The sequence below is a fragment of the Ruegeria sp. H6 genome, assembly GCF_056532975.1.
The window spans coordinates 84,277-103,691 of the sequence record NZ_JBQFOA010000001.1 but is presented as its reverse complement, the minus strand read 5'-3'; the positions used below and the strand labels follow the sequence as shown (position 1 = coordinate 103,691).

Below are 19,415 nucleotides of genomic sequence, written 5' to 3'. Positions count from 1 at the left end.
GCTACAATATAGGGATAGCGCTTGGGACGACTCTGTGGGAAAGCTGTGGATAAGTACATAAATCTCATCAAACTTTCGGTCGGCTCGGAAAGCGTCGACACGCTGATGGCGTGGCAGGACAGTCGCAGACCGCTTTATGAGGATGGCTGCCCGCGCCACGTCACCCGAATGTGGCCCAAGCGCGAGGCCGAGATTCTGAATGGCGGATCAATCTATTGGGTGATCAAGGGCGTGGTGCAGTGCCGCCAGCGCATCCTGCGCTTGGACGAGGTGCGCGGCGAGGATGGTATTCGCCGCTGTGCCATCGTGCTGGACCCAGAGGTGCATCGGACCCAGAACGCGCTGAAACGGCCCTTTCAGGGCTGGCGCTATCTGAAACCGGAAGACACCCCCGCCGACCTGCCCAAAACCCGCGAAGAGGACGACGCCCTGCCCGACGATCTGAACCGCGCCTTAGCTGATATTGGCGTGCTTTAACGCAATCGCTCCAACAGCGTGGCCAGAACGGCCTTTTCCTGAGGGTCGCATTTCGCCACCCGGCTGCGCCACAGGGTCGCCTGCGATTTCAGGATCAACCCGTCCGACAGGATTTTCAGGTGGTTCGCCCGCAACGTTTCCCCGGTTGAGGTGATATCGGCAATCGCTTCGGCGGTTTCGTTCATCACCGTGCCTTCGGTCGCACCCTGACTGTCGACCAGAGTGTAATCCGCGACCCCCGCATCGGTCAGAAACTCGCGCACCAGGCGGTGGTATTTGGTGGCAATGCGCAGACGGTGGCCGTGGGCCTTGCGAAAGGCCGCCGCCGCTGCATCAAGATCGTCCAGCGTTTCCACGTCGACCCAGCAAGCGGGGGTTGCGATGATCAGGTCCGCTTTGCCGAACCCAAGCGGCGCAATCTCCTCGACCTGCTGTTCCCAACGCGGCAGTTTTTCCTGCACCAGATCAACGCCAGTGACGCCCATGTGAATACGCCCGGCCGCCAGTTCGCGCGGAATCTCACCCGCGGACAGCAGCACTAGTGATACACCCTCGATCCCTTCAACCTTGCCCGCATATTCCCGGTCTGATCCGCTGCGCGACAACGTAATCCCGCGCTTTTCGAACCACGCGAAGGTTTTCTCCATCAACCGGCCTTTGGACGGCACGCCAAGTTTCAGGCTCATAGCGCACCCTCCTCGATTTCGAGCATCAGGTCCGGGCGCAAGACACCGCCAATGGCCGGGATTTCGGCCCCATCGCCCAGTTGCCGGGTCAGCGCGTCATAGCGCCCGCCGGTTGCAACCGGTGGCAGGTCCGGGCGGCCTTCGGCGTAAAAACCAAAAACAAAACCGTCGTAATACTCCATCGACGTGCGACCAAACGCGGCTTCGAAATCCAGCCGCTCGACATCCACACCGCGCGCCTGCAAGGAGGCGATCCGTGCCTCAAGCCGGTCCAAGGCCGGGGTGATCTGTGGCAGGTCCACCGCCACGTCGCGCAATTGTTCCAGCGCAAAGGGCATGGTTTCGCGCACCGTCAGCAAGGCCTCAAGCCCCGAAAGCTCGGTGTCGGAAATCGGCGGCGTATCCCGATCTTCGCGCAGCGCCTCAATCCGGGCAGCAATCTCGGACGCGCGGCGTTTCCCGATCATCGGTGCGTCACAGGCCAGAGGATCCGTGGCATCCAAAAGGTCGGCCCGCCCCTCGGGACCCGGCTTGCGCCCCGCGAACCGATCCAGAAGAATGCGGAACCGGCGCGGTCGCCAGATGTGCCGCATCAAGGCGTCCTTTCGACGGTCGGTGGTTTTCAACCCCTGCACCGCTGCTGTCAGAATGCCGATATCTCCTGTCGCGGCCCGCAACGGCAAGCCACGCAATTGCAGGGCGAACAGCGAAAACACCTCGGCATCCGCACCGGCGGGATCGTCGCGGTCAAACACTTCGTACCCGACCTGAATGTATTCGTTGGCCCGATCCGGGTCATGTTCCTGACGGCGGAACACCTCGCCCGAATAGGTATAGCGCGCGGGCTCGGCCCCTTCGCGCATATGCATCTGCACCACGGGCAAGGTGAAATCCGGGCGCAGCATCTGCTCGCCCCGCAGCGCGTCCGAGGTCACATAAGCGCGCGCGCGAATGTCTTCGCCATAGAGGTCCAACAGCATCTCGGCGGGCTGCAAAAGGGGCGTATCAACAACCTGAGCGCCCGCAGCCTCGAACCGGACACGCATCATCGCGGCACGGGCTTGGATTTGGGAACGGTTCGGCATGGATCAGTCCTGACTGTCCAGAATTTCGCGCACCTTGGCGACCAGATCAGTGCGCGGCACTTCGAACTGGCTGGGGCGTTCTTTCCATTCCTCCAGCGTGGCGCTTTCCGCAATCTTGGCCCCAAGGATCAGGTCCTTGATCTGCACGATGCCATTTGCCTTTTCGTCACCGCCTTCGATCACCGCAATGGGAGAGTTTCGCTTATCCGCGTATTTCAGCTGATTGCCGAAATTCTTGGGATTGCCCAGATAAACCTCGGCCCGGATACCCGCGTTGCGCAGCTCGGCCACCATCGCCTGATAATCGGCCATACGGTCGCGGTCCATCACGGTCACAACCACGGGGCCCGTCGCCTGTGCATCCAGACGCCCCTTTTCACGCAGCGCTGCCAGCAGGCGATCAACACCGATCGAAACGCCGGTTGCGGGGACTTCCTGCCCGGTAAAACGCTTGACCAGATCGTCATAGCGACCGCCACCCGAGACCGATCCGAACTGCCGCTTGCGGCCTTTCTCGTCGAAAATCTCGAATGTCAGCTCGGCCTCATAGACCGGTCCGGTATAATAACCCAAACCCCGCACGACGGATGGGTCAATCTCGATCCGATCCGAGCCATACCCACCTGCATCCAGCAGAGAGCCGATCTGTTCCAACTCGGCAATACCATCCGCGCCGATCTTGCTGTCACCCACGGCAGCACGCAGATTGGCCAAAGTGCCAGCGGTGCCGGCTGCTTTGGAGGTCAGAAACGCGATCACCGGCTCGGCCTGATCGTCGCTCAGGCCAACACCGTCGATGAACGCGCCCGAAGCATCCAACCGGCCCTTGGTCAGCAACTCGCGCACACCGGCCTCACCCACCTTGTCGAATTTGTCGATGGTGCGCAGTACGTTGTCGCGGGCGGCGGCGTCGTCGCCCAACCCCATCGCCTCAAGCACGCCGTTCAGAACCTTGCGATTGTTGACCCGCACCAGATAGTCGCCACGCGGAATGCCCACGGTTTCCAGCGTATCTGACAGCATGGCGCAGATCTCGGCGTCTGCGGCCATGCTGGCCGTGCCAACCGTGTCCGCATCGCATTGATAAAACTGACGATAGCGACCCGGTCCCGGCTTTTCGTTGCGCCAGACCGGACCCATCGCATAGCGGCGATAGGGCGTCGGCAGATCGTTGCGATGCTGCGCGAAAACGCGGGCCAAGGGCGCGGTCAGATCATAGCGCAGGGCCATCCAATCGCCATTGCCGCCTTCATCGAACTCCTGCCAGGCAAACACGCCCTCGTTCGGGCGGTCGACATCGGGCAGGAACTTGCCCAGCGCCTCAACGGTTTCCACCGCGCTGCTTTCCAAAGCATCGAACCCATAGCGATGATAGACACCCGCAATCGTCCGCAGCATCTCGGTGCGCTGCGAGACTTCCTGGCCGAAATAGTCACGGAACCCTTTCGGCGTTACGGCCTTGGGGCGGGGCTGTTTCTTGGGCTTGGCCATCGGGGGCGTCCTTCACGGGTCATCTTCGCCGCGCGGTCTATCCCATGGCCCGCATCGGGGCAAGGCGCGCTTTCGCTGGTCTTGTGCCGCAGGGGCCGTTATGACCGGCAGGGAAGGAGACCCCCATGCAGCATCTGGAAGAACAGATCGCCCACCTGACCCGCACGGTCGAAGAGCTGAACACGGTCGTCACAGCCCAACAGGGCGAGATCGACCGCCTGACTCGCCGTGTCGAGATGTTGTTGCAGCGCGAGGCCGAACGGGCGCAAGAAGGCTCGGGCGGAATGGTCTTCGGCGACGAACGCCCGCCGCATTATTGAGGGGATTGCAATGACAAATGAGGCCGGTTCTGATCCCTGCGTCTGGGTTTGTACAACCTTGAACGACAGCAGTGCAATCGATGCGATCATACGCAAGGAATTCACGCGGCTATGGCGCGAGCAACAGACCGCCGAACGCGTTGAGTGGTCAAAGCGCATGCTGAAAGAATCGTAACTCGGCTGGAAACGGGGTAACATACTGACGCCTGAGCAGGTTGGCGACGTTTGGTACTTCAATACGCGACCTGAGTTTAACTCCGCGCCATTTATCAGCGCTGGGGGTTTTCCATTGGTTTCCGAAACCATGGTACTCGAATTGGAGAAGTTTGATCTTGGAGAGACGGTTTTCCACCCGATAACCTTAATGGATTCGGAAGAAACGCGCCTTACGACCAGCGAGTCGTATTCCCTTGTTAACGTGGGCAACAAGCGAGCGATTGGCAACTATGAAGCACTCGGTCCAGAGGGCGACTATAGGGCTCCACTGAATTGTCGAGCTGGAGGATTAGTCTATCTACCGAGAGCAGGACAAGAGGATCAACTAGTTATTGCGCCCGGCGCTATCGAAGGTCCAGATATCTGGCTGGATCCCAAAGTTCCGGGCCTTCTCTTTCTGTCCGATCGCCTTGCAAGCGGCCTGAAACAGGCCGGGCTGGATAAAAGCTGGCGGCTGGTGCGCTGCACTGTGGGCGTACTCTGACATGTCACGTCAGAACGCCCAAACCGCAGCAGCGCGACAACCCTTAAATCTCCTCAACCGACATGACGCCTTCCAGCGACTTGATTGCGCCTTTGATCTGCGGGTTGATCGGGAATTCGCGGCCCAGATCCATTTCGACCTCGCCCGGCAAGGTCGGGTCCATCAGGCAGAACTGCACCGGACCCTTCGCGACCCTCTGCGCCGCGGCCTCGGCATCGTCCAGCACTTTGGCGACGGTCGGGATCACCTGAGCCTCATCAATGAAAACGCGCAGACCCGTGGCACCTGCTTCTGCCACGACCGAGTCCACCGGCCCGACAGATCGAGCCAACAGCTTCAACTGATCGGCCTCCAGCGTTGCCTCAGCCGTAAGAACAACATGCGCGCCGGTTTCCAGAAACTCGCGGGATTTCTCCAGCGTTTCCGAAAACAGTGTGACCTCATAGGCCCCGGCGGGATCAGACAGTTGCGCAAAGGCAAAGCGGTTGCCACGTGCGGACTTACGCTCTTGCCGACCGGCGACAACACCCGCCATCTTGGCGATGAACGGGCCCGAGCGCGCCTTTTCCGTTACCTGATCTAATGTCAGCACCTGTTTGCGTTTCAGCGCGGGCATATAGTCGTCCAGCGGGTGACCTGAGAGATAAAAGCCGATCGCCTTGAACTCTTCACTCAGACGTTCCGCAGGCAGCCAGTCTGGCGACAGCGACAGGCGCGGTTCGGGCAGGTCGTCGCCTGCCTCGCCGAACAGAGACACCTGGTTCGAGTTCTTCTGCTCATGGATCGCCGCAGAATATTGCACCAGCGGATCAAGGCTTTCGAACACGCGGCGGCGGTTCTTGTCGAGCTCATCAAACGCCCCTGCCCGTGCCAGCATTTCAAGCGGGCGCTTGCCGACCTTCTTCAGATCGACCCGTCGCGCGAAATCGAAGAGGTTCACAAAGGGTTTGTCGGCGCGCCCTTCAACGACCAGATTCATCGCCTCGACGCCCACGTTCTTCAGCGCGCCCAGCCCATAGACCAGATGCCCGTCGGCCACGTCAAAGGTTGCCTGAGACCGGTTCACACAAGGCGGAACATAGGGCAGCTCCAACCCTTTGCGGACCTCTTCGAAATACACCGCCAGCTTATCAGTCAGGTGGATATCGCAGTTCATCACACCGGCCATGAACTCGACCGGGTGGTTCGCCTTCAGCCAGCCGGTCTGATAGCTGACCACCGCGTAGGCCGCCGCGTGGGATTTGTTGAAGCCATAGTTGGCGAACTTGTCCAGCAGGTTCCAGACCTCGGTCGCCTTGGCCTCATCCACATCATTTTCGGCAGCGCCTTTCAGGAATTTGGGCCGCTCAGCATCCATCGCCTCTTGGATTTTCTTACCCATCGCGCGGCGCAGCAGGTCTGCACCGCCCAAGGAATAGCCCGCCATTTCCTGCGCGATCTGCATCACCTGTTCCTGATAGACGATGATACCCTGGGTTTCGTCCAGAATATGATCGATCGAGGGGTGCAGCGTGTCGCGTTTGCTCAGCCCGTTTTTGACCTCGCAAAACTTCGGGATGTTCTCCATCGGGCCGGGACGATAGAGCGCGACGAGGGCGATGATATCCTCGATGCAATCCGGCTTCATCCGCTTGAGCGCATCCATCATGCCCGAGGATTCCACCTGGAACACCGCCACCGTCTTGGCTGCTGAGTAGAGCTTATACGTCGCTTCATCATCCAGAGGGATGGCGTTGATCTCATTCACCGCGCCTTCGGCAGGCTCATAAAGCTCGGTGCCATCGGGTGCGATGTGAAGATCGCGCCCGGATTTGAAGATCAGATCCATCGCGTTCTGGATCACAGTCAGGGTTTTCAGGCCCAGAAAGTCGAACTTCACCAGCCCGGCCTGCTCCACCCATTTCATGTTGAACTGGGTCGCCGGCATGTCGGATCGCGGATCCTGATAGATCGGTACAAGCGCGTCCAGCGGGCGATCCCCAATCACAACCCCAGCGGCGTGGGTCGAGGCGTTGCGCAACAATCCCTCGACTTGCTGGCCATAATTCAACAGGCGATCCACCACTTCTTCGCTGCGCGCTTCTTCGCGCAGACGCGGTTCGTCTTTTAAGGCCTTCTCGATGGAAACGGGTTTGACCCCTTCCACCGGGATCATCTTGGACAGGCGATCCACCTGCCCATAGGGCATCTGCAACACCCGCCCGATATCGCGCACGGCGGCCTTCGACAGCAACGCACCAAAGGTGATGATCTGCCCCACCTTGTCGCGCCCATATTTCTGCTGAACATAGCGGATCACTTCTTCGCGGCGATCCATGCAGAAGTCGATATCGAAGTCGGGCATCGAGACCCGTTCCGGGTTCAGGAAGCGTTCGAACAGCAGCGAATACCGCAGCGGGTCAAGGTCAGTGATCGTCAACGCATAGGCCACCAGCGATCCCGCGCCCGAGCCCCGCCCCGGCCCGACAGGAATGTCGTGGTCCTTGGCCCATTGGATAAAATCTGCAACGATCAGGAAATAGCCGGGAAAGCCCATGCCTTCAATAATGCCCAGCTCAAAATCCAGCCGTTCCTGATATTCCTCCGCGCTCACCGCATGAGGGATCACAGCAAGACGTTTCTGCAGGCCTTCATTGGCGATGCGCCGCAGCTCAGCCACCTCATCATCGGCAAATTTCGGCAGGATCGGATCGCGGCGATAGGCCATGAAAGCGCAGCGGCGCGCAATCTCAACCGTGTTTTCAATTGCTTCCGGCAGATCGGCAAACAAAGTCGCCATTTCCTGTTGCGACTTGAAGTAATGCTGCGCCGTCAGGCGGCGGCGGCCCTCCTGCTGGTCGACATAAGCCCCCTCGGCGATACAAATCAGCGCATCATGCGCCTCATACATATCAGAGGTCGGGAAATAGACGTCATTGGTGGCGACCAGCGGCAGGTTCTTGGCATAGGCCATCTCAACATGGCCGCGTTCCGTCAGCCGTTCGGCCTCGGGCTGGCCGCCTTCGTCGGGGTGGCGCTGCAGCTCGATGTATAGACGATCAGGGAAAAGCGCGGCCAGTCGATCAACCAAGGCTTCGGCCTTGGGGCGCTGGCCCTGTTGCAGCAGCATGCCCACTGGCCCATCCGGTCCGCCGGTCAGACAGATCAGGCCCTCGGACCGTTCTGACAGCTCTGCAAGCGTCACCTGCGGCAATTGCCCGCCCTTGTCCACGTAAAGGCACGAGCTGAGCTTCATCAGGTTTTCGTACCCCGCCTCGGATTGCGCCAGCAAAACAAGGGGTGCGGGCGCTTTGGGCTTTTCGCCCGGCTGCGCCTCGACATAGGTCAGATCAACCTGACAGCCCATGATCGGCTGCACGCCAGCGCCGCTGGCGGTGACAGAAAACTCAAGCGCGGAAAACATGCTGTTCGTATCGGTCACCGCGACAGCAGGCATATCCATCTGCTCGCACAGGCCCGGTAGCTTTTTCAGCCTGACGGCGCCTTCCAGCAGGGAATATTCGGTGTGAACGCGAAGGTGAATGAATCGGGGAGTACTGCTCATCCCCTCACGCTATCCCGGTCCGCCGTGCTGCAAAAGCGCAAACCGCCGTCATATGCCACCTGAAAGAACACCGATGATTATTCGGGATTTCCAGAAGGTGCTTCGGAATTCTCTCGCTTTCTTCTTGAAAATTCTTTTCTTTCAGAAGGATGGAAGCCCCTCGCATTTCACTTGGCACGACCTTTGGCTACAATGGTACACCAAAAAGGCAGTTTTTCTTGCCAGACCGGTTAGGCTGTTTCTAACATCTGACAGCAAGCACTTCGCCCGCCACTCTTTCTACGTCGCATCGAAGGAGGGCCACAGGGGCGCAACCGGGTAACGCGACGGGTTTCTCGAATGAACATCACGTTTCTTCTGAACGGAGAGACAGTGGAGCTGGCGGATGTTGATCCGACAGCCACCCTGCTGGATTGGCTACGCGAAGATCGCGGCCTGACCGGCACGAAAGAGTGCTGCAACGAAGGCGATTGCGGCGCTTGCACCGTCATGGTCACCGAAGACGGCACGGCCAAGGCCCTGAATGCCTGCATCCTGTTCCTGCCCCAACTGCACGGCAAAGCCATCCGTACCGTCGAAGGGGCGAACGGCCCGAACAACGAACCCCACCCGGTGCAACACGCGATGGTCGACCTGCATGGCTCACAATGCGGCTTCTGCACCCCCGGCTTCGTGATGTCGATGGTGGCAGGCCATGCCAATGGCGTAACCGACCACGACACTCAGTTGGCGGGAAACCTGTGCCGCTGCACAGGCTACGCCCCGATCATCCGCGCCGCCCAAGCCGCCGAATCCCACCCTGTCCCAACATGGATCACCAACGACCAGTCTTTCTTTTGTTCAAAAAAACCTCGGGGGGAGGCCGCAGGCCAGGGGTCAGAGCCCTCCTCTCTCCCTGGCTCGTCCGATGAATTGGCTGCCATCTACGCAGACCATCCCGAAGCCACGCTCATCGCCGGGGCCACCGATGTTGGCCTCTGGGTTACCAAACAGCTCCGCAATCTGGACAAGGTGATTTTCCTGAACCGCTGCGACGACCTGAAACAGATCGCCATCACGGACGATGAAATCCGGTTCGGAGCCATGGTCGATATGAACCGCATGGGCGATGCGCTGACTGACCTGCACCCCTCTTATGCCGAGATGATCCGCCGCTATGCCAGCGTTCAGGTCCGCCATGCCGCAACTGTAGGCGGCAATATCGCCAACGGCTCTCCCATCGGGGACAACCCGCCTGCCCTGATCGCGCTGAACGCGACCCTGCACTTGCGCAAACGCGACACGCGCCGGTCCATGCCGCTTGAGGATTTCTTCATCGACTACGGCAAACAAGACCGCGCGCCGGGTGAATTCGTCGAAGCCGTCAGTTTCCCGCGTCAGGCCGACCGGTTGAAGGTCTACAAGCTCAGCAAACGGTTCGATCAGGACATCTCGGCCGTATGTGGCTGTTTCAATGTCTCCGTCTCAGGTGGCACCGTCACCGGGGCGCGCATCGCGTTCGGCGGCATGGCAGGCATCCCGAAACGGGCATCGCAAGTGGAGGCCGCGTTAACCGGCCAAGCCTGGACACACGAAACCGTTCAATCCGCCCTTCCGGCCTTTGCACAGGATTTCACCCCGTTGTCAGATATGCGCGCCTCAGCCGCCTATCGGCTGGCCACGGCCCAGGCGATGCTTGAAAGGTACTTCCTTGAGGATCAGGGCGAGGTCACAAACGTGCTGGAGGTGTCGGCATGAGCGTGACAAAGCGCCTTCCCCACGACGCCGCGCCTTTGCATGTCTCGGGCTCTGCCCGGTATGTTGACGATATCCCGACACCAAAGGGCACGCTGCATCTGGCCTTTGGCCTCAGCCCGATTGCCAAGGGCAGGATCAACGCAATGGACCTGTCGGCTGTAAAGGCCGCCGAGGGGGTCGTCGGGGTGATGACGGCAGAAGATCTGCCTTTTGCCAACGATGTCTCGCCTTCGATCCATGACGAACCGTTGTTGTCTGACGGCACCGTGCACTATATCGGCCAACCGGTCTTTCTGGTCGTCGCACGCAGCCATCTTGCGGCGCGCAAAGCTGCACGTCTGGCCCAGATAGATTATGTCGAAGAGGCCCCGATCCTGACCATCGAAGAAGCGCTGGCCGCCGACAGCCGGTTCGAAGACGGCCCGCGTATCTATGCCAAAGGCGATGCCGACGCTGCCATCGCCAGCGCATCCCATGTAATCGAAGGTACATTCGAACTGGGCGGGCAGGAACACTTCTATCTGGAAGGTCAGGCTGCTTTGGCGCTACCAAATGAAGGCGGCGACATGCTGGTTCACAGCTCCACCCAGCATCCGACCGAGATTCAGCACAAGGTGGCGGATGCCTTGGGCGTACCGATGCACGCCGTGCGGGTCGAAACCCGCCGGATGGGTGGTGGTTTCGGAGGTAAGGAAAGTCAGGGCAACGCGCTGGCTGTGGCCTGCGCCGTAGCCGCCCGCGCGACAGGCAAGGCCTGCAAGATGCGCTATGACCGTGACGACGACATGATCATCACCGGCAAGCGCCATGCCTTCCGCATTGCCTACAAGGCCGGGTTTGATGCAAATGGCCATATCCAGGGCGTCTCGTTCCATCACTATGCGATCTGCGGCTGGGCCCAGGATCTGTCCCTGCCCGTGGCTGATCGGGCCATGCTGCATTCCGACAACGCCTATCTGCTGCCCAACGCGCGGATTGAAAGCCACCGGCTCAAGACCAACACCCAATCCGCCACCGCCTATCGCGGGTTCGGCGGTCCGCAGGGTATGGTCGGTATCGAACGGGTGATGGACCACGCCGCGCATGAGCTTGGTCTGGACCCAGTCGAGTTACGTCGCCGGAATTATTACGAACCGGCGCACAAGGTGGCCGATCAGCCGCAGCACGAAAAACCGCTGGGCCATCCCGACCCGCACGAAGACCTGACCAGCCGCGGAGCCGTCGAAACCGGTAACGCCCCGATACGCCCCCTGCCCGCAGACGGCAACACCACGCCCTACGGCATGGTGGTCAGCGATTTCGAATTGCACGGCATGACCGATGCCCTGTTGACCTCCAGCGATTATGCCGCGCGCAAAGCGGCCATTGCGGAATGGAACGCCAATAACAGCGTGATCAAGAAAGGCATCGCCTTTTCACCGGTCAAGTTCGGGATTTCCTTCACGCTGACCCATCTCAATCAAGCCGGAGCGCTTGTGCATGTGTATCAGGACGGCTCGGTTCATCTGAACCATGGCGGCACCGAGATGGGTCAGGGCCTGTTCCAGAAGGTCGCGCAAGTGGCTGCGTCGCGCTTTGGCATCCCGCTTGAGATGGTCAAGATCACCGCAACCGACACGGCCAAGGTGCCCAACACCTCGGCCACAGCGGCGTCTTCGGGTAGCGACCTGAATGGGATGGCCGTGAAAGCGGCTTGCGACACGATCCGCGACCGGATGGCCGAGTATCTGGCGGAACGGCACCAGGCCGATCCATCGGCGGTCGCGTTCACCGACGGTCAAGTCTCGGTCGGGGCGGAACGCTATACCTTCGCCGAAGCTGCGGCTATCGCCTATCAGGGCCGCATCAGCCTGTCGGCAACCGGGTTCTACAAAACCCCCAAAATCGAATGGGACCGGATCGCTGGACGGGGCCGCCCGTTTTTCTATTTCGCATACGGAGCCTCTGTTACCGAGGTCGCCATCGATACACTCACTGGCGAGAACCGCATCCTGCGCACCGATATACTGCATGATGCGGGCGCTTCGCTGAACCCAGCGCTGGATATCGGGCAAGTCGAAGGTGGCTATGTGCAGGGCGCGGGTTGGTTGACGACCGAAGAACTGGTTTGGGATGACACAGGCAACCTGCGCACCCATGCGCCCTCAACCTACAAGATCCCGGCCTGTTCGGACCGGCCTGACATCTTCAACGTGTCCCTTTGGGATGCCGAAAACCGGGAAGAGACGATCTATCGCTCCAAAGCGGTGGGCGAACCACCCTTCATGCTGGGTATTTCCGCCTGGCTGGCGCTGAGCAACGCGGTTGAGGCCTGCGGTGGTGATTACCCGGCCCTGAACGCACCCGCCACTGCCGAAGAAGTTTGGCGCGGTGTCCAGCGGGTCAAGGGAGGTGCCTGATGGGATTTGATCTGCTGGCGCTGCGCGATGCGGTGCAAACCCACGGAACGGTGACCCGCGTGGCCATTGCCGCGATCAAGGGATCATCGCCGCGCGAGGTGGGGGCCGCGATGCTGATCTGGCCGGGCGGGCAAAGCGGCACCATTGGCGGCGGTACATTGGAGTTTCAAGCGGCCGAGGCGGCGCGACGGCAATCCGTACCAACGCGCCTGACCCACCACGCGCTGGGCCCTGAGCTGGGGCAATGCTGCGGTGGGGCAATCTCCTTGCTGAGCGAGGTTTATGACCTCGACAGACTGAACGCGCTGGGGCCACAGGTTATCGCGCGATCCGCGGATGGGTCCGTAATGCCCCTATCGGTCAAACGTCTTTTGGCCAAAGGGCGCGGCCAGGGGGTGATGCCGCACGCTCAGCTGATCGACGGGTGGATGGTTGAACCTGTGCATCAACCGACCCGCAATCTGTGGATCTGGGGCGCGGGCCATGTCGGGCGCGCCTTGGTCGATGTGTTGTCACCGCTTCCCGAACTTGCGATCACATGGGTCGATACCGGGCCCGAGCGTTTTCCCACAGCACCTGCCAGCGGCGTAACGGTGTTACCCGCCCAGAAGCCCGCAACGCTGGTGCCTCATGCCCCGCGCGATGCCGAGCATTTGGTGCTGACATATTCGCATAATCTGGATCTGGAATTGTGCAACAGGCTGCTTTTGCATGATTTCCGCTTTGCGGGGCTGATCGGGTCGGCTACGAAATGGGCGCGATTCCGGTCGCGGCTGGCGGCCCTGGGGCATTCGCCCGAACGGATTGCCCGGATCACCTGCCCGATCGGGGACCCGAGCCTGGGCAAGCACCCGCAAATGATTGCTGTTGGCGTGGCCGCACAGCTTTTGCGGCCTGCTGAACGGAACGAGTTGAAGAAGGACCTGAGCGCGTGAATACTCCGCTGCTAAGCCTCGAAGGGCTGACCAAAGCTTACCCCGGTGTTGTGGCCAATGATCAGGTCTCGTTCACGATTGGCGAGGGTGAGGTTCACGCACTGCTGGGCGAAAACGGCGCCGGGAAATCCACACTGGTCAAGATGATCTATGGCCTGGTCAAACCCGACAGCGGCACAATGGTATTGCGCGGTCAGCCTTTTGCGCCAGCCGAGCCGCGCGCAGCCCGCGCCGATGGGATCGCAATGGTCTTTCAGCACTTTTCATTGTTTGACGCGCTGAACGTGGCCGAAAACATCGCGCTTGGCATGGAAAACCCACCCCCGATGGGCGATTTGGCAACGCGTATTCGTGAGGTGTCAGAGACCTACGGCCTGCCACTGGACCCGTTCCGCACGGTCGGCGATCTGTCCGCGGGCGAGCGTCAGCGGGTCGAGATCATCCGCTGCCTGCTGCAAGACCCCAAGCTGTTGATCATGGACGAGCCGACCAGCGTGCTGACGCCGCAAGAAGTTGATATCCTTTTCGAAACGCTGAACAAGCTGCGATCCGAGGGCACCTCGATCCTTTATATCTCGCACAAGCTGGAAGAGATCCGCACCCTGTGTGACCACGCGACCATCCTGCGGCTGGGCAAGAATGTGGGCGAATGCGTCCCGTCTGAAACCTCGGCCCGTGACATGGCCGAAATGATGGTTGGATCGACCTTGCAAACGCCCGAGCGTTCTGGGCGTGAATTTGGCGAGGTCGCTCTGGATGTCAGCGGATTGTCAGTGCCGTCGCCTTCTGAATTCGGCACCGCCTTGAAAAACGTGCACATGACTGTCCGTAAGGGCGAGGTACTGGGCATTGGCGGCGTGGCAGGTAACGGGCAGGACGAATTGCTGGGCGTGCTTTCGGGTGAAATCCTGACGGCGGCTGATGCGATTAAGTTCAACGGGCAGAACATTGGCAAGCTGGGGCCTACGGCGCGGCGCAAGCTGGGTGTGCTCACCGCGCCCGAAGAACGTCTGGGCCACGCGGCAGCGCCAGACATGAGCCTGACGGAAAACGCCCTGTTGACCGGGTCGGTTCGCGAGGGGTTGGAACGCAATGGCTTTCTGAAATGGGCCGAGACCCAGAGCTTTGCCGAGCGGATCATCAAGGCCTTTGACGTGCGCACACCGGGGCCGGAAAACGCCGCCCGGTCGCTTTCGGGTGGAAACCTGCAGAAGTTCGTGATCGGCCGCGAAGTGCTGCAAAACCCCGAGGTTCTGGTGGTGAACCAACCGACCTGGGGTGTGGATGCAGCCGCCGCGGCTGCGATCCGTCAGGCCATTCTGGATCTGGCCGCAAAGGGAACGGCGGTGATCTGCATCAGCCAGGATCTTGATGAATTGATGGAGATCTCGGACAGCTTTGCTGCGCTGAACGAAGGGCGGCTGAGCGCGCCGCGTGAAACCACGGGTCTGACGGTGGACGAGATCGGCCTGATGATGGGTGGCGCCCATGGGATGGAGGTTGCGCATGTCTGACGCGATCAACCGCCTCCGGCGGCCGTATTTGCAACGAGAAGAAGAACTGAGGTCATAAGCGAATGATAATGTTGGAGAAACGGCCACAGCCGTCAAAAGCATGGTCTTACGCCACTCCCTTGGTCGCGGTTCTGGCCACGATGATCTTTGGCGGAATACTGTTCGCCATATTGGGCAAGAACCCGGTCGAGGCGATTGGCACCATATTCTGGGAGCCTTTGTTTGGCGAGTTTTCGTTCTACTACCGCCCGCAATTGCTTGTGAAAGGCGCGCCGCTTGTGCTGATCGCCATCGGGCTGTCGCTAGGGTTTCGCGCGGGGATCTGGAATATCGGGGCCGAGGGTCAGTATATCATGGGCGCGCTTTTTGGCGCGGGCGCCGGACTGGCGTTTTACCCCTTGGAGGCGTGGTATATCTTTCCGATCATGATCCTCGCCGGCGCATTCGGTGGCTGGATCTGGGCGATGATCCCGGCCTTTTTGAAGGTCCGTTTCGGAACCAACGAAATCCTTGTGTCGCTGATGCTGGTCTATGTGGCGGAACAGATGCTGGCCTCAGCCTCATTGGGGCTGTTGAAGAACCCAGAAGGGTTCGGGTTTCCGGGTTCACGCAATCTGCAAGCCTATGAAAGCGCCCATAATGCAGAATTGTTCGCGGGATCAGGCATGCACTGGGGCGTGGTTGCTGCCTTGATCGCGGTGATCTTTGCCTATGTTCTGTTGAACCGGCATATGCTGGGCTTTCACATCCGTCTGACCGGTGAGGCGCCGCGCGCGGCCAAGTTTGCAGGTGTCCACCCTGCCCGGCTGATCCTGTTTTGTCTGGGTATGTCCGGCGCGCTGGCGGGGCTGGCCGGCATGTTCGAAGTCTCGGGGCCGTCCGGCGTGGTCAGCATTGATTTCAACGTGGGCTATGGATTTACGGCCATCATCGTGGCCTTTCTGGGCCGGTTGCATCCGGTAGGCATCCTGTTGGCCGGCTTCCTGATGGCTTTGACCTATATCGGCGGTGAGATCGCGCAATCCCAGCTTGGATTGCCTGCCGCAGCCATTCAGGTGTTCCAGGGGATGCTGCTGTTCTTCCTGCTGGCCTTAGACATATTGACCAATTACCGAATTCGGTTGGCACGGACAGAGGCGGTGTGACCCATGGATCTAGGTGAAATCAACCCGGTACTGCTGGTGGCCTCGCTGATGGTGGCCGCGACCCCGCTATTGCTTGCCGCAATCGGAGAGCTGGTGGTGGAAAAGGCAGGTGTTTTGAACCTGGGCGTCGAAGGCATGATGATCGTGGGTGCAATCAGCGGCTTTGCGATCTCGGTCGAGACCGGCTCACCCTGGCTGGGGTTCATCGCAGCGGCGTTGGGCGGGGCGGTGCTGTCGCTGTTGTTCGTTTTGCTGACGCAGGTGGCGCTGGCCAATCAGGTCGCCAGCGGTCTTGCGCTGACGCTGTTTGGCCTTGGGTTCAGCGCCCTGTTGGGTCAGGGCTATGTGGGTATCAAACCACCCAGCATGGACGACATCCATATCCCTGTGATCAGCGATATCCCTGTGATCGGACCGATCCTGTTCCAACATGACCCGATCCTTTATCTCGGCATCGCTCTGACCGCAGCCGTCTGGGCGGTGCTGAAGTTCACTCGCATTGGGCTGATCCTGCGCGCAGTGGGTGAAAACCACGATGCGGCGCATGCGTTGGGCTACAAGGTGATCAAGATCCGCATCCTGGCGATCCTGTTCGGCGGGGCCTGTGCCGGGCTGGGTGGGGCCTACATCAGTCTGATCCGCGTGCCGCAATGGACCGAGGGGATGACGGCCGGTGTCGGCTGGATTGCCCTTGCGCTGGTGGTTTTTGCCAGCTGGAAACCGTGGCGTGTCTTGCTGGGCGCCTATTTGTTTGGCGGCATCACCGTGTTGCAGCTTAATTTGCAGGCAGCAGGCGTTGCCATTCCGGTCGAGTATCTGGCAATGTCGCCCTACGTCATCACGATCCTTGTGCTTGTAATCCTTTCGGCCGACAAGAGCAGCGCACCCGCATCTTTGGGCCGAATCTTCCATGCCTCAAACTAGGGGCCAAATGAACCAACTAGGGGAGTAACATATGAAATTCGCATCACTTTTGACGGGCGCAGCTGTCGCGCTCGGCTTGGCGACGGGCGCCATGGCCCAGGACAAGACCAAGGTTGGCTTTGTCTATGTCGGACCGGTCGGCGACGGCGGCTGGACCTATGAACATGACAAGGGCCGCCTCGCGGTTGAGGAGCATTTCGGCGACAAGGTCGAAACGGTTTTTGTTGAATCGGTTCCCGAAGGGCCGGATTCGGAACGCGTCATGACTCAGATGGCGTTGGAAGGCGCGGACCTGATCTTTACCACGTCCTTTGGCTACATGGATCCCACCATCAACGTGGCCAAGAAGTTCCCGAACGTGAAGTTCGAGCACGCGACCGGTTATAAAACCGCAGACAACGTTTCGGTCTATTCGGCACGTTTCTACGAAGGCCGCGCCGTTCAGGGCCACATCGCGGGCAAGATGACGGAATCGAACATCGTCGGTTACATCGGATCCTATCCGATCCCCGAAGTGATCCGCGGCATCAACTCGGCCTATATCCACGCCAAAAAGGTAAACCCGGATGTCGAGTTCAAGATCGTCTGGGCCTACACCTGGTTTGACCCCGCAAAAGAAGCTGACGCGGCCACCGTCCTGATCGAACAGGGCGCGGACGTGATCCTGCAGCACACCGACTCGACCGCGCCGCAGGCAGCCGCGCAAGAGGCCGGCAATGTCGTGACCTTCGGTCAGGCCTCGGACATGAGCGAATACGCCCCCTTCCCGCGCGTCAGCTCGATCATCGACAACTGGGCGCCCTACTACATTGCGCGTACTCAGGCCGTCATGGACGGATCATGGGAAACCGTGAACACCTGGGACGGTATCCGGGAAGGCATGGTTGAAATCGGCGAGATCTCCGACCGCGTTCCCGCCGATGTAAAAGAAGAGGCACTTGCGATGAAAGCCGCCATGGCCGCTGGCGAGTACCACCCGTTCACCGGCCCGCTGAAAAAGCAGGACGGCAGTGACTGGCTGGCCGAAGGCGAAGTGGCCGACGACGGCACCCTTGCAGGCATGAACTTCTATGTCGAAGGGCTGGAAGGCGAAATTCCGCAGTAGCAACTGATCTAGAAATCAACAAAAAAGGCCCGCAGTTTTTGCGGGCCTTTTTTGATCGCCTTGAGCCCAAAGTTCCGGATGCTGCGATGTATTCGAAGTTCCGCTTTGAATCCCTGAGAGCATGTGCAAAATTTATAAAAAACCGCGTCTTTCCAAAGAGAAACTAAGCCATGAAAACAAATTTCTGCGAAATTTTCGGAATTGAGCATCCGGTTGTTTTAGCACCCATGGCGGGCGTGGTTTCAGACGCATTGGTCGCCGCAGTCAGCAATGCGGGTGGGCTCGGGTTGGCACCACTTTGGCATGTCAGCGTAGATGACCTTCGGAAGTCTGTGCGCAACATCAAGCAGCTGACCGACAAACCATTTGGTGTGAATCTGAATATGGATTTCCCAAGTATGGAGCACCTAGACGCTTGCCTGGAGGAAGGCGTCGAAATAATTTCACTGTTCTGGCAACCGCCTGGAGAGTTTTTGGCTCATGCTAAATCGGGCGGGGCGAAAATCATCTACAGCGCAGGTGACGCCGCAGATGCGAAATCTGTTGCCGATCTCGGGGCAGATGCTATTTGCGCCCAAGGTTGGGAAGCAGGTGGACATGTACGTGGAACCGTTGGCAGCATGGCACTGATACCGGCAATCGTTGATGCTGTCGGTGATGTTCCGGTTGTGGCAGCCGGTGGAATTGCAGATGGACGAGGATTGGCGGCAGCGCTTTCCTTGGGTGCCTCGGCCGTTTGGGTCGGAACCAGATTTCTTGCAGCATCTGAGGCAAACGTTCACCCAGACTATCTTTCTCAACTCATAGCAGCTTCGGAGAATGATACGGCCCATTTTGACGATCTCTTCGATATCGGTTGGCCAGATGCTCCTCATAGAGTCTTGAAAAATAGCACAACCAAAATGTGGGAAGACTCTGGTCGCCTTCCGCTTGGTCAAAGACCCGGTGAAGGAGATGTCGTCGCCTCGACTTCAAACGGAGGCGAAGTCTTAAGATATCAAAGTAAATCACCTTCCGGAGACCTAACCGGGGATATCGAGGCAATTTCAATGTGGGCCGGGCAAGGCGTGTCGATGGTCAAGGAAGTGCAAGGTGCCCGCGAAATAGTTCTCGATATAGTCAATCAAGCGGAACTCACTTTGCAGCGCATTAATTGTCGCTGATAGCACGAAGTATGAAGAAACAGGCGTCGGAGCAGACGACGTCGGAGACAGAAAACTCTGTCTACAAGATTTCGTTGAAAAGCATTGCTGCACCAAACGCAAACGACTGCGGAGCGAAGATCCGGCCCGCAACCTGACATCGCTAGAACGCCAGGGGCATTTCGATACCCAATTGCTGACGGGTCAGACC

The 19,415-nt window shown here is 59.6% G+C and carries 16 protein-coding genes; 12 read left to right on the top strand and 4 right to left on the bottom strand.

Annotation, left to right across the window (positions count from 1 at the left end):
- The first annotated feature begins 45 nt into the window (after nt 1-45).
- Nucleotides 46-477: a DUF1489 family protein gene (locus ACR0AG_RS00475; RefSeq protein ID WP_480835308.1), complete on the top strand. Its 432-nt coding sequence runs from the start codon at nt 46-48 to the stop codon at nt 475-477.
- Here the strand turns inward: ACR0AG_RS00475 and hisG are convergent.
- From hisG to hisS, 3 genes are read right to left on the bottom strand one after another with little or no spacing between them, the layout of a single operon-like run.
- Entirely contained in the window at nt 474-1,163 is a 690-nt protein-coding gene (gene hisG / locus ACR0AG_RS00470) for an ATP phosphoribosyltransferase (protein WP_480835306.1), read from the bottom strand. The two genes, ACR0AG_RS00475 and hisG, sit on opposite strands and share 4 nt — an antisense overlap.
- The gene (locus tag ACR0AG_RS00465) at nt 1,160-2,248 is read right to left on the bottom strand and encodes an ATP phosphoribosyltransferase regulatory subunit (RefSeq protein ID WP_480835304.1); all 1,089 of its coding nucleotides are present in this window, start codon (nt 2,246-2,248) and stop codon (nt 1,160-1,162) included. The genes hisG and ACR0AG_RS00465 overlap by 4 nt, the downstream gene beginning before the upstream one ends.
- A 3-nt stretch (nt 2,249-2,251) precedes the next feature.
- Nucleotides 2,252-3,739 carry a histidine--tRNA ligase gene (gene hisS, locus ACR0AG_RS00460; protein WP_480835302.1) on the bottom strand — a complete coding sequence of 496 codons (1,488 nt, stop codon included), beginning with the start codon at nt 3,737-3,739 and terminating at the stop codon, nt 2,252-2,254.
- Nucleotides 3,740-3,864: 125 nt separating this feature from the next.
- Between hisS and ACR0AG_RS00455 the strand changes: the two genes are divergently transcribed.
- The 3 genes from ACR0AG_RS00455 (at nt 3,865) to ACR0AG_RS00445 (ending at nt 4,759) form a co-directional block, all read left to right on the top strand.
- On the top strand, nt 3,865-4,059 hold the full coding sequence (locus tag ACR0AG_RS00455) for a SlyX family protein (RefSeq protein ID WP_480835300.1): 195 nt from the start codon (nt 3,865-3,867) through the stop codon (nt 4,057-4,059).
- A 10-nt stretch (nt 4,060-4,069) separates the two neighbouring features.
- A complete protein-coding gene (locus ACR0AG_RS00450) occupies nt 4,070-4,234 on the top strand; it encodes a hypothetical protein (protein WP_480835298.1) in 165 nt (54 codons plus the stop codon).
- A 129-nt stretch (nt 4,235-4,363) separates the two neighbouring features.
- On the top strand, nt 4,364-4,759 hold the full coding sequence (locus ACR0AG_RS00445; protein ID WP_480835296.1) for a hypothetical protein: 396 nt from the start codon (nt 4,364-4,366) through the stop codon (nt 4,757-4,759).
- 43 nt (nt 4,760-4,802) lie between these two features.
- On the opposite strand, the gene dnaE is transcribed toward ACR0AG_RS00445, so the two are convergent.
- On the bottom strand, nt 4,803-8,303 hold the full coding sequence (gene dnaE / locus ACR0AG_RS00440; RefSeq protein WP_480835294.1) for a DNA polymerase III subunit alpha: 3,501 nt from the start codon (nt 8,301-8,303) through the stop codon (nt 4,803-4,805).
- A 339-nt stretch (nt 8,304-8,642) separates the two neighbouring features.
- Between dnaE and xdhA the strand changes: the two genes are divergently transcribed.
- The 8 genes from xdhA to ACR0AG_RS00400 all read left to right on the top strand — a co-directional run bounded on the left by xdhA (nt 8,643) and on the right by ACR0AG_RS00400 (nt 19,225).
- Nucleotides 8,643-10,040, top strand: a complete 1,398-nt coding sequence (gene xdhA, locus ACR0AG_RS00435; RefSeq protein WP_480835292.1) for a xanthine dehydrogenase small subunit — start codon at nt 8,643-8,645, stop codon at nt 10,038-10,040.
- Complete coding sequence (gene xdhB / locus ACR0AG_RS00430) at nt 10,037-12,439, top strand: xanthine dehydrogenase molybdopterin binding subunit (protein WP_480835290.1); 2,403 nt, start codon at nt 10,037-10,039, stop codon at nt 12,437-12,439. Before xdhA ends, xdhB begins: the two co-directional genes overlap by 4 nt.
- Nucleotides 12,439-13,374: a xanthine dehydrogenase accessory protein XdhC gene (gene xdhC, locus ACR0AG_RS00425; protein WP_480835288.1), complete on the top strand. Its 936-nt coding sequence runs from the start codon at nt 12,439-12,441 to the stop codon at nt 13,372-13,374. The genes xdhB and xdhC overlap by 1 nt, the downstream gene beginning before the upstream one ends.
- Complete coding sequence (locus ACR0AG_RS00420; protein WP_480835286.1) at nt 13,371-14,888, top strand: ABC transporter ATP-binding protein; 1,518 nt, start codon at nt 13,371-13,373, stop codon at nt 14,886-14,888. The genes xdhC and ACR0AG_RS00420 overlap by 4 nt, the downstream gene beginning before the upstream one ends.
- A 62-nt stretch (nt 14,889-14,950) precedes the next feature.
- Entirely contained in the window at nt 14,951-16,033 is a 1,083-nt protein-coding gene (locus tag ACR0AG_RS00415; RefSeq protein ID WP_480835284.1) for an ABC transporter permease, read from the top strand.
- 3 nt (nt 16,034-16,036) lie between these two features.
- Nucleotides 16,037-16,957 (top strand): ABC transporter permease, encoded by a 921-nt coding sequence (locus ACR0AG_RS00410; RefSeq protein WP_480835282.1) that lies wholly within the window; start codon nt 16,037-16,039, stop codon nt 16,955-16,957.
- A gap of 31 nt (nt 16,958-16,988) precedes the next feature.
- Entirely contained in the window at nt 16,989-18,062 is a 1,074-nt protein-coding gene (locus ACR0AG_RS00405; protein WP_480835280.1) for a BMP family ABC transporter substrate-binding protein, read from the top strand.
- Between the two features lie 170 nt (nt 18,063-18,232).
- The gene (locus ACR0AG_RS00400) at nt 18,233-19,225 is read left to right on the top strand and encodes an NAD(P)H-dependent flavin oxidoreductase (RefSeq protein ID WP_480835278.1); all 993 of its coding nucleotides are present in this window, start codon (nt 18,233-18,235) and stop codon (nt 19,223-19,225) included.
- Nucleotides 19,226-19,415 lie beyond the last annotated feature (190 nt).

What these genes read in the sequence shown, in the direction of transcription:
- ACR0AG_RS00465 (WP_480835304.1), bottom strand. Translation starts at nt 2,248, where the DNA reads ATGCCGAACCGTTCCCAAATCCAAGCCCGTGCCGCGATGATGCGTGTC.
- ACR0AG_RS00455 (WP_480835300.1), top strand. Translation starts at nt 3,865, where the DNA reads ATGCAGCATCTGGAAGAACAGATCGCCCACCTGACCCGCACGGTCGAA.
- hisG (WP_480835306.1), bottom strand. Translation starts at nt 1,163, where the DNA reads ATGAGCCTGAAACTTGGCGTGCCGTCCAAAGGCCGGTTGATGGAGAAA.
- ACR0AG_RS00445 (WP_480835296.1), top strand. Translation starts at nt 4,364, where the DNA reads ATGGTACTCGAATTGGAGAAGTTTGATCTTGGAGAGACGGTTTTCCAC.
- ACR0AG_RS00400 (WP_480835278.1), top strand. Translation starts at nt 18,233, where the DNA reads ATGAAAACAAATTTCTGCGAAATTTTCGGAATTGAGCATCCGGTTGTT.
- ACR0AG_RS00405 (WP_480835280.1), top strand. Translation starts at nt 16,989, where the DNA reads ATGAAATTCGCATCACTTTTGACGGGCGCAGCTGTCGCGCTCGGCTTG.
- dnaE (WP_480835294.1), bottom strand. Translation starts at nt 8,303, where the DNA reads ATGAGCAGTACTCCCCGATTCATTCACCTTCGCGTTCACACCGAATAT.
- ACR0AG_RS00415 (WP_480835284.1), top strand. Translation starts at nt 14,951, where the DNA reads ATGATAATGTTGGAGAAACGGCCACAGCCGTCAAAAGCATGGTCTTAC.
- ACR0AG_RS00450 (WP_480835298.1), top strand. Translation starts at nt 4,070, where the DNA reads ATGACAAATGAGGCCGGTTCTGATCCCTGCGTCTGGGTTTGTACAACC.
- ACR0AG_RS00410 (WP_480835282.1), top strand. Translation starts at nt 16,037, where the DNA reads ATGGATCTAGGTGAAATCAACCCGGTACTGCTGGTGGCCTCGCTGATG.
- hisS (WP_480835302.1), bottom strand. Translation starts at nt 3,739, where the DNA reads ATGGCCAAGCCCAAGAAACAGCCCCGCCCCAAGGCCGTAACGCCGAAA.
- xdhA (WP_480835292.1), top strand. Translation starts at nt 8,643, where the DNA reads ATGAACATCACGTTTCTTCTGAACGGAGAGACAGTGGAGCTGGCGGAT.
- xdhC (WP_480835288.1), top strand. Translation starts at nt 12,439, where the DNA reads ATGGGATTTGATCTGCTGGCGCTGCGCGATGCGGTGCAAACCCACGGA.
- xdhB (WP_480835290.1), top strand. Translation starts at nt 10,037, where the DNA reads ATGAGCGTGACAAAGCGCCTTCCCCACGACGCCGCGCCTTTGCATGTC.